Annotated in this window: 17 protein-coding genes and 1 tRNA gene; 7 read left to right on the top strand and 11 right to left on the bottom strand. The window is 63.8% G+C overall.

Annotated features, from left to right (window positions below):
- Positions 1-39: 39 nt before the first annotated feature.
- From FHT02_RS13940 to FHT02_RS13920, 5 genes are all read left to right on the top strand, one after another.
- The gene (locus FHT02_RS13940) at positions 40-498 is read left to right on the top strand and encodes a hypothetical protein (protein WP_184088693.1); all 459 of its coding nucleotides are present in this window, start codon (positions 40-42) and stop codon (positions 496-498) included.
- Positions 479-790 carry a transcriptional regulator gene (locus FHT02_RS13935; RefSeq protein ID WP_343056949.1) on the top strand — a complete coding sequence of 104 codons (312 nt, stop codon included), beginning with the start codon at positions 479-481 and terminating at the stop codon, positions 788-790. The genes FHT02_RS13940 and FHT02_RS13935 overlap by 20 nt, the downstream gene beginning before the upstream one ends.
- A gap of 398 nt (positions 791-1,188) precedes the next feature.
- Positions 1,189-1,668 carry a MarR family winged helix-turn-helix transcriptional regulator gene (locus tag FHT02_RS13930; protein ID WP_184088690.1) on the top strand — a complete coding sequence of 160 codons (480 nt, stop codon included), beginning with the start codon at positions 1,189-1,191 and terminating at the stop codon, positions 1,666-1,668.
- A gap of 25 nt (positions 1,669-1,693) precedes the next feature.
- Positions 1,694-2,644 carry a CPBP family intramembrane glutamic endopeptidase gene (locus FHT02_RS13925; protein WP_184088687.1) on the top strand — a complete coding sequence of 317 codons (951 nt, stop codon included), beginning with the start codon at positions 1,694-1,696 and terminating at the stop codon, positions 2,642-2,644.
- A gap of 741 nt (positions 2,645-3,385) precedes the next feature.
- The gene (locus tag FHT02_RS13920) at positions 3,386-3,754 is read left to right on the top strand and encodes a Hachiman antiphage defense system protein HamA (protein WP_184088674.1); all 369 of its coding nucleotides are present in this window, start codon (positions 3,386-3,388) and stop codon (positions 3,752-3,754) included.
- A 27-nt stretch (positions 3,755-3,781) separates the two neighbouring features.
- Here FHT02_RS13920 and FHT02_RS21935 read toward each other — a convergent pair whose 3' ends face one another.
- From FHT02_RS21935 to rpsD, 7 genes are all read right to left on the bottom strand, one after another.
- Positions 3,782-3,916: a hypothetical protein gene (locus FHT02_RS21935; protein WP_281393200.1), complete on the bottom strand. Its 135-nt coding sequence runs from the start codon at positions 3,914-3,916 to the stop codon at positions 3,782-3,784.
- A gap of 308 nt (positions 3,917-4,224) precedes the next feature.
- Positions 4,225-4,300 (bottom strand) — tRNA-Lys (locus FHT02_RS13915).
- Positions 4,291-4,788, bottom strand: coding sequence for a 2-amino-4-hydroxy-6-hydroxymethyldihydropteridine diphosphokinase (gene folK / locus FHT02_RS13910; protein ID WP_184088671.1), 498 nt, complete (start codon positions 4,786-4,788; stop codon positions 4,291-4,293). The genes FHT02_RS13915 and folK overlap by 10 nt, the downstream gene beginning before the upstream one ends.
- 8 nt (positions 4,789-4,796) lie before the next feature.
- Positions 4,797-5,645, bottom strand: coding sequence for an N-carbamoylputrescine amidase (gene aguB, locus FHT02_RS13905; RefSeq protein ID WP_184088668.1), 849 nt, complete (start codon positions 5,643-5,645; stop codon positions 4,797-4,799).
- A gap of 11 nt (positions 5,646-5,656) precedes the next feature.
- Complete coding sequence (locus FHT02_RS13900) at positions 5,657-6,628, bottom strand: agmatine deiminase family protein (RefSeq protein ID WP_184088665.1); 972 nt, start codon at positions 6,626-6,628, stop codon at positions 5,657-5,659.
- Positions 6,629-6,706: 78 nt separating this feature from the next.
- Entirely contained in the window at positions 6,707-8,341 is a 1,635-nt protein-coding gene (locus tag FHT02_RS13895) for a M28 family metallopeptidase (protein ID WP_184088662.1), read from the bottom strand.
- A gap of 468 nt (positions 8,342-8,809) precedes the next feature.
- Complete coding sequence (gene rpsD, locus FHT02_RS13890; protein WP_184088659.1) at positions 8,810-9,424, bottom strand: 30S ribosomal protein S4; 615 nt, start codon at positions 9,422-9,424, stop codon at positions 8,810-8,812.
- A 178-nt stretch (positions 9,425-9,602) separates the two neighbouring features.
- On the opposite strand from rpsD, the gene FHT02_RS13885 reads away from it, so the two are divergent.
- Positions 9,603-9,917, top strand: a complete 315-nt coding sequence (locus tag FHT02_RS13885) for a chorismate mutase (protein WP_184088645.1) — start codon at positions 9,603-9,605, stop codon at positions 9,915-9,917.
- A 377-nt stretch (positions 9,918-10,294) separates the two neighbouring features.
- On the opposite strand, the gene FHT02_RS13880 is transcribed toward FHT02_RS13885, so the two are convergent.
- From FHT02_RS13880 to rpiB, 4 genes are read right to left on the bottom strand one after another with little or no spacing between them, the layout of a single operon-like run.
- Positions 10,295-11,026 carry an RNA methyltransferase gene (locus FHT02_RS13880; RefSeq protein ID WP_184088643.1) on the bottom strand — a complete coding sequence of 244 codons (732 nt, stop codon included), beginning with the start codon at positions 11,024-11,026 and terminating at the stop codon, positions 10,295-10,297.
- Positions 11,023-11,484, bottom strand: a complete 462-nt coding sequence (nrdR, locus tag FHT02_RS13875) for a transcriptional regulator NrdR (RefSeq protein ID WP_184088640.1) — start codon at positions 11,482-11,484, stop codon at positions 11,023-11,025. The genes FHT02_RS13880 and nrdR overlap by 4 nt, the downstream gene beginning before the upstream one ends.
- The gene (glyA, locus tag FHT02_RS13870) at positions 11,485-12,795 is read right to left on the bottom strand and encodes a serine hydroxymethyltransferase (RefSeq protein WP_184088637.1); all 1,311 of its coding nucleotides are present in this window, start codon (positions 12,793-12,795) and stop codon (positions 11,485-11,487) included.
- 2 nt (positions 12,796-12,797) lie between these two features.
- A complete protein-coding gene (gene rpiB / locus FHT02_RS13865; protein ID WP_184088634.1) occupies positions 12,798-13,244 on the bottom strand; it encodes a ribose 5-phosphate isomerase B in 447 nt (148 codons plus the stop codon).
- Positions 13,245-13,293: 49 nt separating this feature from the next.
- On the opposite strand from rpiB, the gene FHT02_RS13860 reads away from it, so the two are divergent.
- The gene (locus FHT02_RS13860; protein ID WP_184088631.1) at positions 13,294-13,575 is read left to right on the top strand and encodes a hypothetical protein; all 282 of its coding nucleotides are present in this window, start codon (positions 13,294-13,296) and stop codon (positions 13,573-13,575) included.
- Positions 13,576-13,611 lie beyond the last annotated feature (36 nt).

Genomic DNA, 13,611 nt, shown 5'->3' with positions numbered 1-13,611 from the left:
AAGTTACACCTTTCCAGATTGTGTATGGCGAGGATAGAGATGCGTATCGGCGAAGAGGAAGCGGCCCGCTCGCTGGAAACAATGCAAGCGGCGCGTATAGAATTGGCGCGGAGGGCTCGCTGGTCGATGGGCCGGCACGCCATATCCGGCCTACTCATGGGGCTGCTGGTGGCGAGCTATGCGTTGCCCGGCGGTTGGCCGATCCTGGGTGTCGTGCTGTGCATGTTGGCGGTCGCGGTGGTCATCGACCACGACGCCAACCGCGACGGGCTCGTCGTAAGCGGCTCTCGGGCGGGGCCGACGCGCAGGCTAACCATCGGTCTCGGTCTTGTGGCGATACTGGCTCTTGGCATCGCGGTGTTCCTTCGCCAGCGGCTAGGCATCGCCTGGGCGCCGGTGCCGTTTGGCGTTATCGTCGCGCTTGTGTGCACCGCAGGCAGCATGCGCTGGGAGCAGCTGTATCGGGAGGAGTTGGCCGGTGTCGAGGGGCGCAATTGACGGGCTAGACCCACTGATCCACCCGCCTGCGCGCCTGCAGCTGATGGCCTTGCTCGCCGAGATGACAGAGCTCGAATTCGCCACCGGCCGTGACGTGCTGGACGTGAGCGACTCGGTTCTGTCCAAGCATTTGTCGCAACTGAGTGAGGCGGGCTATTTAGAGCTGCGCAAAGCGACGGTGAATGGTCGCCAACGGACCTGGATCAGCGCGACTGGAAGGGGAACGAAGGCATTCCGGCTCCACGTCGCGACGTTACAGAGACTTGCCACTAAGGCCGGGCACCTCAATTGATTGAGCACGCAGGATCCATGACCGTAAACCGGAGGCATTGGGGTGCGCGCTCATGAACGGCTCGCGGAAAGGGCCTAGTGACTCCACTCGACCAATCGCGGCTATCCGAATAGGCCCTCAAAAGCCGCCGGTCCGGTGTCCATCAAACGTCGGTCGTTCGACATCGCCGCAGCGCTGCTCGGAAGCGGCCGGTCATCTTCAAGGCAGTTAGCGGCTACATCCAACTCTGGACATGAGCCGACGCAGAAAGGGCAGCCGAGCAGCGGACAACCGGCCCAGTAGCCGTTCTCAAGATACTTGGCCCTGCCAGGCGATCTGCATGCTTGAACCCATCGCGCTTGGCAACCGCGCAAGCATCCGAGCTTGACCAGACATAACAGCACTTATACATCCTGGCGATGGCTCCGTCTTCCCGAACCCTTGGTACACTTGTACGTCGCCTTCTCGAGCTGCTGGACGGCGAAGTTGAGGCGACGTACCGCGCATCGGCTCTGACCTGGCGGCCCCGCTATACCCCCATTCTGCGCGCTTTAATGCAATCCGGCCCCGCGTCGATCAAAGCGGTAGCCGTCAGGATTGGCGTCAGTCACTCGGCGGTAAGTCAGACCGTCTCGCAGATGAGCAAGGACGGTCTGGTCACCCTGGAGCCGGGCAAGGATGGTCGAGAGCGGATCATCGCCCTTACTGATAAAGCTGAGAGGATGATCCCGGCTCTGGAGCGTCAATGGGCGGCGACCAACGCCGCTGCAGACCAATTGGACGCCGAGCTTACCGCGCCGCTTACCGGCATCCTGACGGAGGCGATCGTCGCCCTGGAACACCGCTCATTTGGCGAGCGCATTGCCTGCGAAGGCCAGATCACGTCGCCTTCAAAGTAAACAATCAAATCCGGGGGGTTATCACATGCATTCGACGCTGCCGTTGCCGAGCAGGATCTCACGCGTTCTTACCAATGGACAGGGTATCCACTCGATCGCGCTCGGTGAGCGCAGGGTCTTGCATCCTGGGCGGCTGCGCTGGCTGAGAGCCATTGCATGGGCCGTGGCGCTGTTCTTCCTGGTTGCCTTCACCGCATTTTCCACGTCGGAACTGCTGAGTGGTGTCTGGCCCAAGACAGCGGGTTACGCGCGGCTTGTGGCAAATCTCATTGGAGCGCTGGTGGGATTGGGCATTTATGGCCTTGCAGTTCGGCTAGCCGAAAACCGCGCGCCTTCGGAGCTTGCATTGCGACCACTTCTGCCGGAACTTACCGCCGGCCTGCTTATCGGCACCGCCATGTTCGCTGCCGTTATGGCGATAATGGCGCTGTTCGGGCTTTATCAGATCCGCGCTTTGGGTGCTGCTCCGGCCTGGATTGCCGCGGGCAAGGCGATTCAATCCGGCGTCGTGGAGGAGATCATGATCCGCGCCGTCCTGCTGCGCCTGGTTTGGCGAGCATTCGGGCCGTGGGTGGCGTTCGCCGGCTCCGCTGCCCTTTTCGGCTTCGGCCATATCGCCAATCCGAATGCAACGGTCTTTGCAGCGGTCTGCATCGCACTCGAGGCGGGTATCATGCTGGGGGCCTTTTATGCGCTGACGGGCCGCCTCTGGGTGTCAATAGGTACACATGCCGCATGGAATTTCACGCAAGGCTATATCTTTGGCGCGGCGGTATCCGGTGGCGATTTCGGTCCAGCAATCGCCAACAGCACAGCGCGCGCAGGCTATCCGGAGTGGCTGACCGGCGGTTCGTTCGGACCCGAGGCCTCCCTGCCAGCTCTGGTCATCTGCTTCCTAGTCGGCGTGGCAGTTATGTGGCGGGCTTGGCGAGCAGGCCACCTTGCCAGACAGTTTACCCACCAGGCCGCGGGTTAAGTGTCGGCCTAGCCCTTAGATGCCGCGGTCTGGAACCCTGACGTCGACCGCATTAGGCTGCACATCTCGAACTTAGTCCGCGAGGATGAGGCATTTCCGCTTTGCGGTATCCTTTCCTGGATGCAAACGGTCAGCTCCCCCACCCAGACGTTGACGTAGGACCCGTGAATCTCAACCTGAATGAACGGCAGGTTATGGGAAGCAGAGAAGGCGTCTAGAAGGGCAGCAATTGGCGCAAAGCCGACCGGCTGATTTGCGTGACCCGAATGGCGGGTTTCAGCAAGAGCCGCCGCTCACATCAACGGCGCTGAATGTCTTGAGCTGGTCGAGAGCTGCCGCCCGCTTCGCACTGGCGCTGACCTAGAAGCCGCTACTCAGGCCGCCCGCTTCGCTTTCCAACTTTGGCGATCGATCGTTTAAGCCCCGGCGGGAACATCATGGCTTGCAGTGGCGGCGATCCTCCGAACGGCTATTCGAACTCGAATTCCCCGCAGCCGAAGCTTGACCCATCGTGTGTCCGTGTCTGTTCCAGAGCAGCACCTCCCGCGAAATTTTTGGACGACATCGATGAGGAAGTGCGATGCAAGTGGCCGCACCTAGTATGCTTGACACCCCGTCTTTTTATTGGGAGCCGGAGAACAGAAGATTGGGGCTGGCGATTTTCTTGATGCAGCAGGTGGTCGATCCTTTAGACAGGCGCTTCATTGTCTTCGTTCGATCTGTTCAGAGGCGTTCTGCCGGATGAGCAGGATCGCATTCGAGACGATCATAGACGTCTCACTGTCGAAGATCATGAATGTCGCCCAGTTGAAGGTGATGTTGAACAAGCGTGTCCTGAGCTTAGTCAACGACTTCGAGGACGGGAAATGGCTCGGCAGTCGGTTCCAGAGCTATCTATGGGACAACATCGCCCAAATCGCGCTCTCCGCGCGGGAACGCCTTGCCTTGGCGGATCAGAGCCACTCGGCACTTGTGGCTGCCGCTCGGAAACTCAGGCTCATCGACAAGGACGAGGTTGGTCAGGGGAGCGAGATCACGGAGGTCTCCCTCTACGGAATAATGAAAAATCATTTCGGCGCGCTGCCGTGCCAAAAGCGATCCATACTGTAGGATTCAAGACTTAGCGGGTAATCCTTTTCACATGCAGGTGTGACTGCCTGCATGTTTCATCTTGGCAGCAAGCAGGATAGGATTGGCGAGGGGAAGCTCGAGCGACTTCACCTTCTTCTCGGTGCCCGTCTTGTACTGATATCGCACCGTAAGCTCATTCATCCCGGAAGAATCAGCGTACTAGGAGTCCGCAAGCTTATGGGGGGACGTTGGCAAGCTTTAGGGGGCAAACTCGCAATCTTTTGGGTGGCGCTACATCACTCGGGCAGAGCGTCACCGCACCGAACTACTCGGCGCCTATCTCGCCTAAGGCTTCTTTGCCGCCGCAGTGCGGGAATGAGGCCCGAGGTCACGAATCGGGCTGAGATCGACCGGAGGAGACTTGGCCCGCCTCACTGAAGCAGTGACGTGAGCTTGGCCCAACCTTAAGTGGGAATTGGCCCAGACTTAGCTGGGCGTCACATTTCGAGTGGTGGGTCCGATGGGATTCGAACCCATGACCTCTCGATTAAAAGTCGCTTGCTCTACCGACTGAGCTACGGACCCACATCGTCGCACCTAGGCATCGGAACCGAGCGGGTCAACCGGGTTGCGAGTTGCCGGACCGTTCGTCCGGTCAGGGGGTCGCGCCAGCGAGGAACGATCCGCAGCAGCGGATCGAGTACGAAGCGCCGCTGCCGAAACGCGGCATGCGGCACCGTCAGTCCGTCGCTCGACCAAGCACCGCCCGACCACAGCACGATGTCGAGATCGATCACTCGGCTGCTCCACATTTGTCCCCGCCGCCGGCCGAAGCGTCGTTCGATCGCCTTGAGCCGGCGCAGCAGGGCGGGAGGAGCCTCGTCGCTTTCTATCACGGCCGCGGCATTGGCGTAGCGGCGCTTCGAGGGCCCCAGTGGCGCGGTTCGCAGGACCGGTGACACCGCTTGGACCCCGCCAACCGCCACCAATGCGGCGGCAAGCTCGCGTTCCGGGCTGCCATGCCGTCCCCGCCGGTTGGAACCCAGCGCGATCACATAGCGTGCGGCAGCCACTCCCCGGCTCAGATGTCGGCAACCAGCCTGCCGTACAGCTCCGGCCGGCGATCGCGGAAGAAGCCGAAGGCGGCGCGGTGACGCTTCACCCGATCGAGGTCCAGCGTAGCGGTGATGATGCCGGTCTCCTCGCGGTCGAGCTCGGCCAGAATGTCGCCCCGCTCGTCGGTGATGAAGCTGGTGCCGTAGAAGGTCTGGTCATGTTCGGTGCCGACGCGGTTGGCAGCGACCACCGGCACGACGTTGGAAACCGCATGCCCGACCATCGCACGGCGCCACAGCCGTGCGGTGTCGAGGCTGGTGTCATGCGGTTCCGAGCCGATCGCAGTGGGGTAGAACAGGACTTCGGCACCCATCAGCATCATCGCGCGGGCGGTTTCGGGATACCATTGGTCCCAGCACACCCCGACGCCCAGCTTTGCGCCCGGGCCGTTCCACACCTTGAACCCGGTATTGCCGGGGCGGAAATAGAACTTTTCCTCATAGCCCGGGCCATCGGGAATGTGGCTCTTGCGGTACACGCCCGCGACCTTTCCATCCGGGCCGATCATCGCCAGGCTGTTATAATGGTGCGGGCCATCGGCTTCGAAGAAGCTGGTCGGGATGTGAATGTTCAGCTCGGCGGCGAGCGCCTGCATCGCCAGCACCGCCTTGTGTTCATCGACCGGCTTGGCATTGGAAAAAAGGCCTTCGTCCTCGACCCGGCAGAAATACTCGCCTTCGAACAATTCGGGCGGCAGCACGACCTGCGCGCCGCGGCCGGCGGCCTCGCGCACCATTTCGCTTACTGCCTTGATGTTGGCGTCGATGTCGTTGGTAAAGGCGAGCTGCAGCGCGCCGACGGTGATCTGGGTCATCTGGTCGTCCTTCAGAGCCGGGGCAGTTGCTGGCTGATGCAATGCACGCTGCCGCCACCGGTCAAGATATGGTCGGCGCGTACGCCGACGATGTCGCGGCCGGGGAACAGTGCCGCCAGCGCATCGAGCGCGGGCTGGTCATTCGGCTGGCCATAGACCGGCGCCACCACGACGGCGTTGCCGATGTAGAAGTTCATGTAGCTCGCCGGGATGATCTCGCCATCCTCGTCCAGCACACGGCCGGGGGAGGGGAAGCGGACCACTTCGGTCCCGGCTGCCTCGGCGCGGGCGGCGGCGTCCTCATAGATGACAGTGTTGGGATCGTCCTGCGTGCCCTGCGGCACCAGAAGCCGGTTCTCACCGACAAAACGGGCCAGATTGTCGACATGGCCGTCGGTGTGATCGTTGGCCAGTCCCTCGCCAAGCCACAGGATCGAGGTGTAGCCGAGATCGGCCTTGAGCCGCGCCTCGATGTCCTCGCGGCTGAGGCCGGGATTGCGGTTTGGGTTGAGCAGGCACTGTTCGGTCGTCACCAGCCGACCGGTACCGTCCCCGTCGATCGCACCCCCTTCGAGGATCCAGCCATGGCGCTCGGCCTTGAGCTGGGCACGCGCCGCCAGGCGTGCGCCGATGTCCTCATCGCCGGGCAGGTCGTACTTGCCGCCCCAATAGTTGAAGTCGAAGTCGTGCGCGGTGCCGCTGCCGTCGAGGATTGCGGCGGTGTCGCGCAGCCAAATGTCGCCGAACGGTTCGACCACCACCTCGGCATGCGGCGCGAGGCGCTGCGCGGCCTGTGCGGCCCGATCATCGGCGGCGACCAGGATGACCCGCTCGCCGCGGCCATCGGCATGGACGGCGTTGGCGAAGGCGGCGACTTCGGCCTGGGCGGGTTCCAGATCCTCAAGCCACAGCTCGGCGTGGCTGGGAAAGCCGATCCATACGGCGTCGTGCGGCGCCCATTCGGCGGGGGGACGGAGAGTCATGGCGCGCCATGTAGTGGGTTGAAGGGGGGAAGGGGAGGGGTGGCGTTCGATTCCTCCCCGTGCCGGGGAGGATCGAAGTCACTTCACGCTTGCCCGGCTCTTGTCGCGTACGGCGCGGAATTCGGCATCGGGGTACCAATTCGGCCAGGTGCTGCCTTCCGCCAGTTGGCGGCCCAGCGTGTAGAAGATCCCCAGATCCTCCAATGCGCCGTCCCAGTTCCAGCTGTCGGAATATTCGTCCTGCGGCTTGTGATAGCGCAGCTCGATATAGGACTCGGACGCCTTGCGCCCCGCTTCCTTGCCGCCGACGCGCAGGTCCTCGCCGCTTTCGCCATACAGCATCGGCACGCCGAGCTTGGCCATGCTGAAATGGTCCGAACGGTAATAGGAGCCCTTTTCGGGCGTCGGCTCGGCGACGATCACGCGGCCCTGCGCCGCGACGATCGGCTTCACCAGATCCTCCAGCTCGGACTTGCCGACGCCGATCAGCACGAAATCCCTGGCCCGGCCAATATTGTTGACGCCGTCCATGTTCACGCCGCCCACCGTCTTTGCGAGCGGATAGACCGGGTTCTCGGCATAGAATTTGGAGCCGAGCAGACCGGATTCTTCACCCGTTACCGCCAGGAACACCATTGATCGCCTGGCTGGGCCCGCCTTCACCTGCGCTTCAGCCAGCGCTACCAGCCCGGCGGTGCCCGACGCGTTGTCGAGCGCACCGTTGCAGATGTCGTCACCGTTCACTGCGTCGCAGCGGCCCAGATGATCCCAATGCGCGGAGTAGAGCACGACCTCGTCGGGCTTAGCGGTTCCGGGCAGGATGCCGACGACGTTCTTCGACGCCTGTCGGCGGATCGTATTGTCGAAGCCGAGCGAGGCCTTCACGCCCAGCGGTACCGCCTTGAAGCCCTTGTGCTTGGCTGCTTCGATCAGCGCCGGATAGTCCTTCCCCGCGCTGGCGAACAGCGCCTTGGCCGCGTCCTGTTGGATCCAGCCGATCGCCTTGGACTGGTCCATGTGGTTGCCCGGGGTATCCTGTTCCAACTGCGGGCCGGTCCAGCTCGACTGGACCACGCCCCAACCGTAGGCGGCGGGTTCGGTATCGTGGACGATGATCGCGGCGGCGGCACCCTGGCGCGCAGCCTCTTCGAATTTGTAAGTCCAACGTCCGTAATAGGTCATGGCGCGACCGCCGAACGGGCCGTCCAGCCCTTGGATCTGCCAGTCGGGATCGTTGATCAGGATGACGACCGTCTTTCCCTTCACGTCGATGCCGGCATAGTCGTTCCAGCCGCGCTCAGGCGCGTTGATGCCATAGCCGACGAACATGACGTCGCTGTTCTTCACGTCGGTGCGCGGCGTCACCTGATAGGTCGCGATCACCATGTCCTTGCGATAGTCGAGGCTGACCGGTGTTTTCCCGCCGGTGAAGGTGAGCGGCTGGACGTTGCTGCCGGTGATTTCGACCAGCGGCACGTCTTGCACCCAGCTGCCCTTGTTGCCGGGCTTGAGCCCTGCCTTCTGGAAGCGCTCGACCAGGTAGCGCACGGTCTTGTCTTCACCCGCAGTGGCAGGCGCGCGGCCTTCATATTCGTCCGACGAGAGCGTCCTGGTGACGGTCTTGAGCGTGTCGAGCGAAATGGCCGGCGCGGTCTGCGCCGAAGCGGCCGTGCCGGCGAAAAGAAGGGCAAGGGCGGAAGCGGCAAGGCGCATGCAGGCTCCTGACGAAGGTGAGAGGCGGCAGTCTGACAGGCGGAGAAGACGGAGGGAAGAGCCGGTGCCGGGGCGAACTTGCGAATCAGCGCGGGGCCGGAGGGGTGCGCCGACAACCAACCTTTTGGTTGGTTGAACAATCCGAGGATTCCGGCCGCTTTCGAGGCATTCCGCCGCTGGTGAAGTTGAGGAAGTTGCGGTCTGGCGCAGGTTCGTGCGGCGGGCAGAAGGAGGTCGAACGGGCATGAAAAGGATGAGAGCAGGGCAAATCCAACATTACCAGCCGATTTCCCGCTGAGGGGACCGCCACAGCAGCGCACCGAGAGCATATGCGGGGGCTCTCCGCCAAGCACGGCATGCGCAACGTTTGCTTATTCGCCGGCTCTGGCGCTGCCGCGCTAAGCCTTGCCAAGCAAAAAGGGCGGCCCCGCGGGACCGCCCTCCATTGTTTCGGCTGACGCCCGAGACTTAGCGCGAGTAGAACTCGACGACCAAGTTCGGCTCCATCTTCACCGGGTAGGGAACCTCGTCGAGGGTCGGTACGCGGTTGAAGGTGATCTTGGCGGCGCCGTCGGGTGCGACATATTCCGGAACATCGCGCTCGGACAGGGCCTGCGCTTCCATCACCAGCGCCATTTCCTGGGCCTTGGACGAGAGCGACACGGTCTGGCCGGGCTTGATGCGGCGCGAACCGATGTTGCACTTCTCGCCATCGACCAACACGTGGCCGTGGTTGACGATCTGCCGGGCCGACCAGATCGTCGGCGCGAACTTGGCGCGGTAGACGATCATGTCGAGGCGCTGCTCGAGCAGGCCGATCAGGTTCTGGCCGGTATCGCCCTTCAGGCGCGACGCTTCCTCATAGGTCTTCTTGAACTGCTTCTCGGTGATGTCGCCGTAATAGCCCTTGAGCTTCTGCTTGGCGCGCAGCTGGATGCCGAAGTCCGACATCTTGCCCTTGCGGCGCTGGCCGTGCTGGCCGGGACCGTATTCGCGCTTGTTGACCGGGCTCTTGGGCCGGCCCCAGATGTTCTCGCCGAGACGGCGATCGAGCTTGTGCTTGGCGCTGTGGCGCTTCGACATATTCAATCCTTGGCAAATGCTAACAACGTTGGTCCCGGTCTTCGCCTGCTGATCTCACAAGGAGGGCAGGGCCACCGCTTCACCGGGGTGCAGGGCCATTGCGAAGCGGTGGCCGTTAGCGGCGGGGGTCCGCCGAGTCAAGCTGGACAGCGCCCGTAGGGGTCGGCATGGAGCGCCGATGCACGAGATCCGCGATCCGCAAGCCTGTCAGACGATGACCCAAGTTCGCGCGGGAGTCGACGCGGTGGACCGCGAACTGGTCGCGCTGCTCAAGCGGCGCTTCGGCTATATGGACGCGGCGGCGCGCATCAAGCCGGAGCGGGACATGGTGCGCGACGAGGCCCGCAAGCGCCAAGTGATCGACAATGCCGTCAGCGAGGCGCGGGCGGCAGGTATACCCGAAGCCGCCGTGGCGCAGCTGTGGGAGAACCTGGTCGAAGCATCGATCGCCTATGAGCTTGATCGCTTTGACCGGCGCAGCGCCGCCCGCTGAGCCGGGCTGCTTTGCGAACCGTTGGTGCAGTTAACGACCAGGCGGCAACCGCAGCCGTTCAGTTCCCGCCGCGGTCGCGTTGATAGGCCTGCACCCTGCTGGCGTCGGTGGCGTTGTTCGCGTCGATCGTCGCCCATTCCGACTTGGTGTGGCACGTCCGCTTGGGCATGCGCGATCCGGTAGGTTGGACTTGCCTGCAAATCTTCTTTTCCGCCGTTCCGGGCTTCGGGCTGGAAGGTGCATCGTTCTGTTGCGCGAGCGCTGGTGAAGCAACGATCAGCAATATAGCGGGCAGAAAGGGACGCATCGGCAGACTCCCACAAGTACAGAAGCTGTGCATCATACAGTTTCCGCCCGGCGGGCAAACTGGAATCGAACTATTCGGCGTCGCCGGTGCTTCGATGGCGTTTCCTGCCGTTGAGCGCCGACAGCACGCCCCGGAACGTTCGCATTTCCTGGCTCGACCAGCCCGGCTTGGTCAGCATCGTCCGCAGCGTGCGGCGCGTGGTGGGGACTCGGTCGGGCGGAAAGTAATAGCCGCTATCCTCGAGCATCGCGTCGAGATGGCCGATCATGCCTTCCAGCTCTTCCTGCGATGCAGGTGGATCCAGGTCGGTCATCGGCGGGCTTTCGAGCGCGGCGCCCTTGGACCATTCATAGGCTACGAGGATCACCGCCTGGGCGAGGTTGAGCGATCCGAATTCGGGGTTGATCGGCACGGTGATGATCGTGCGTGCGAGCGCGACGTCATCCGTTTCAAGCCCTGAGCGTTCGGGGCCGAACAGGATCGCCGCCCGGCCCCGCCCGGCGCGGATGTCGCTGGCGGCGACTTCGGGCGTCACCACCGGCTTGGTGACGCCGCGCTTGCGTACCGTGGTGGCATAGACATGGGCGCAGTCGGCCACTGCGTCTGCGACGGTTTCGAACACCTGCGCCTTTTCCAGCACGATGTCGGCGCCGCTTGCGGCAGGGCCGGCGCTGGGGTTGGGCCAGCCGTCGCGCGGGCTGACCAGCCGCATCTCGGTGAGGCCGAAGTTGAGCATGGCGCGCGCGGCCTTGCCGATATTCTCGCCCAATTGCGGGCGGACCAGGACGATGACCGGGTTCATGGCTTGGCGACTTCGTTCACGCTGCCGGCGAATTCCTCGAAGTCCCTGGCTTCGCGGAAGTCCTTATAGACGCTGGCGAAACGGATATAAGCGACCGAATCCAGGCCCTTGAGCCCTTCCATCACCATTTCGCCGATGCGCTGCGACGGGATGTCGGTATCGCCCTGGGTCTCGAGCTGGCGCTGGATGCCGGATACCAGCTTCTCGATCTGCACCGCGGTGATCGGCCGCTTGCGGCAGGCGGTGGAGACCGAGCGCAGCAGCTTGTCGCGCTCGAACGGCTCGCGCCGCTCCCCGCTTTTGAGCACGGTCAGGTCGCGCAGCTGGATGCGCTCGAACGTGGTGAAGCGCGCCGCACACGCCTCGCACTGGCGCCGCCGGCGGATCGCCGCCCCGTCTTCGGTGGGGCGGCTATCCTTTACCTGGCTGTCTTCATTGGCGCAGAAGGGGCAGCGCAATTACATCTCCGGATAGATGGGGAAGCGTTCGCAGAGCGTGCGGACGCGGGCCTTCACATCGGCCTCGACCGCGGCATCGCCGGCTTCACCCTTGGTGCGCAGGCCGTCGAGCACGTCGGCGACCATGTTGCCGATCTCGCGGAACTCGCCCGTGCCGAAGCCGCGGGTGGTGCCGGCTGGCGAGCCGACGCGGATGCCGCTGGTCTTGACCGGGGGCAGCGGATCGTTGGGGATGCCGTTCTTGTTGCAAGTGATGCCCGCGCGTTCGAGCGCCTCGTCGGCATCGCGGCCGGTGACGCCCAGTGGGGTCAGGTCGACCAGCGCGAGGTGCGTGTCGGTGCCGCCCGAGACCAGGTTAGCGCCGCGCTCCTTGAGGGTGGCGGCAAGCACCTTTGCGTTCTCGACGACTGCGGCGGCGTAGCTCTTGAAGTCCGGCTGGAGCGCTTCGCCGAAAGCCACGGCCTTGGCGGCGATCACGTGCATCAGCGGGCCGCCCTGAAGGCCCGGGAAGACGGCCGAGTTGATCTTCTTCGCGATCGCCTCGTCATCGGTCAGGATCATGCCGCCGCGCGGGCCGCGCAGCGTCTTGTGCGTGGTGGTGGTCACCACATGGGCGTGGCCGAACGGTGTCGGGTGGACGCCCCCCGCGACCAGACCGGCGAAGTGTGCCATGTCGACCATGAAGATCGCGCCGACTTCATCGGCGATCGCGCGGAAGCGGGCAAAGTCGATGTGGCGCGGATAGGCCGAGCCGCCGGCGATCAGGATCTTGGGGCTATGTTCCTTGGCGAGCGCCTCGACCTGGTCGAAGTCGATCAGATGATCTTCCTCGCGCACACCATATTGGACCGCGTTGAACCACTTGCCGCTCATCGCCGCGCGCGCGCCGTGGGTCAGGTGGCCGCCGGCGTCGAGGCTGAGGCCGAGGATCGTGTCGCCGGGCTTGGCGAGCGCCAGCATCACTGCGCCGTTCGCCTGCGCGCCCGAATGCGGCTGAACGTTGACGAAGCCGCAACCGAACAACTGCTTGGCGCGATCGATCGCCAGCTGCTCGACTTCGTCGGAGGGGTGGCAGCCCTGATAGTAACGCTTGCCGGGATACCCCTCGGCATATTTGTTGGTGAACACGCTGCCCTGGGCTTCGAGCACCGCCTTGGAGACGATGTTCTCCGACGCGATCAGCTCGATCTGATACTGTTCACGCTCAAGCTCGTGCCGGACGCCGGCGAATACCGCGGGGTCCACATCGGCGAGCGTCTTGGTGAAGAAACCGTCGGGCTGGAGCCCTGCCGTTTGCGGGTTGGTGCTCATGGTCAGGCTCCTTGCGGGTTGCTCAGCTTCTCGACGCGACGCTGGTGACGGTCGCCAAGAAAGTCGGTGGACAGAAAAGCGGAGATGCACGCCTTGGCCATCTCGATCCCCGTCAGGCGGGCGCCGAGCGCGATGACGTTGGCGTCGTTGTGCTGGCGGGCGAGCGACGCGGACAGCGGCTCCGACACCAGGGCGCAGCGCGCGGCGGGCACGCGGTTGACGGCGATCGAGATGCCGATGCCCGATCCGCAAAGCGCGACGCCGAAATCGGCTTCACCGGCGGCGATCGCACGCGCGAGGGCATAGCCATAGTCAGGATAATCGACGCTATCGGTGCTGCTAGGTCCGAGATCGGACACCGTCCATGCTTCGTTACGCAACCATTCCGCGAGTTCTGCCTTCATGGCAAAGGCGGCATGATCCGAGGCGATGGCGATGCGGCGCGACATGCGCGCGCTCCTACGCCGGAGTGGCCGTCCTGGCTAGTTGGAGAGATACATGCGCAAACAGATTTTCGCCCTCGCCCCCGCGCTGCTGATCCTGGGGGCATGCTCGCAATCGTCGGACGATAACCTGCAGAACTCGCTCGACCGCGCAGGCGACGCGATCGAGAACGTCGCGTCCGACGCCAGCGATGTGGCGCAGAACGCGGCCGCCGATGCCGGTGCGACGATCGGCAACGTCGCCGACGATGCGGGCGACGAGCTGAGCAACGCGGCGGACGATGTCGGCCAGCGTGCCGACCGCGTTGGCGATTCGATCGAGAACGAAACCCGCTGATCGGCCAAGTCGCGGAGCGGCATGATCGCTCCGCGA

It is taken from the genome of Sphingomonas xinjiangensis (assembly GCF_014199255.1).
In the GTDB taxonomy this organism is placed as follows: Bacteria; Pseudomonadota; Alphaproteobacteria; order Sphingomonadales; family Sphingomonadaceae; genus Sphingomonas; species Sphingomonas xinjiangensis.
The sequence above is the reverse complement of the archived record's forward strand: the minus strand, read 5'-3'. Positions and strand labels throughout refer to the sequence as shown.

Bases quoted from the DNA above. Each gene is read 5' to 3' on its own strand.
- FHT02_RS13930 (WP_184088690.1), top strand. From the start codon at position 1,189: ATGGCTCCGTCTTCCCGAACCCTTGGTACACTTGTACGTCGCCTTCTC.
- FHT02_RS13940 (WP_184088693.1), top strand. From the start codon at position 40: ATGCGTATCGGCGAAGAGGAAGCGGCCCGCTCGCTGGAAACAATGCAA.
- FHT02_RS13860 (WP_184088631.1), top strand. From the start codon at position 13,294: ATGCGCAAACAGATTTTCGCCCTCGCCCCCGCGCTGCTGATCCTGGGG.
- FHT02_RS13895 (WP_184088662.1), bottom strand. From the start codon at position 8,341: ATGCGCCTTGCCGCTTCCGCCCTTGCCCTTCTTTTCGCCGGCACGGCC.
- FHT02_RS13920 (WP_184088674.1), top strand. From the start codon at position 3,386: ATGAGCAGGATCGCATTCGAGACGATCATAGACGTCTCACTGTCGAAG.
- rpsD (WP_184088659.1), bottom strand. From the start codon at position 9,424: ATGTCGAAGCGCCACAGCGCCAAGCACAAGCTCGATCGCCGTCTCGGC.
- aguB (WP_184088668.1), bottom strand. From the start codon at position 5,645: ATGACCCAGATCACCGTCGGCGCGCTGCAGCTCGCCTTTACCAACGAC.
- rpiB (WP_184088634.1), bottom strand. From the start codon at position 13,244: ATGTCGCGCCGCATCGCCATCGCCTCGGATCATGCCGCCTTTGCCATG.
- FHT02_RS13925 (WP_184088687.1), top strand. From the start codon at position 1,694: ATGCATTCGACGCTGCCGTTGCCGAGCAGGATCTCACGCGTTCTTACC.
- FHT02_RS13880 (WP_184088643.1), bottom strand. From the start codon at position 11,026: ATGAACCCGGTCATCGTCCTGGTCCGCCCGCAATTGGGCGAGAATATC.
- glyA (WP_184088637.1), bottom strand. From the start codon at position 12,795: ATGAGCACCAACCCGCAAACGGCAGGGCTCCAGCCCGACGGTTTCTTC.
- FHT02_RS21935 (WP_281393200.1), bottom strand. From the start codon at position 3,916: ATGAATGAGCTTACGGTGCGATATCAGTACAAGACGGGCACCGAGAAG.
- FHT02_RS13885 (WP_184088645.1), top strand. From the start codon at position 9,603: ATGCACGAGATCCGCGATCCGCAAGCCTGTCAGACGATGACCCAAGTT.
- FHT02_RS13900 (WP_184088665.1), bottom strand. From the start codon at position 6,628: ATGACTCTCCGTCCCCCCGCCGAATGGGCGCCGCACGACGCCGTATGG.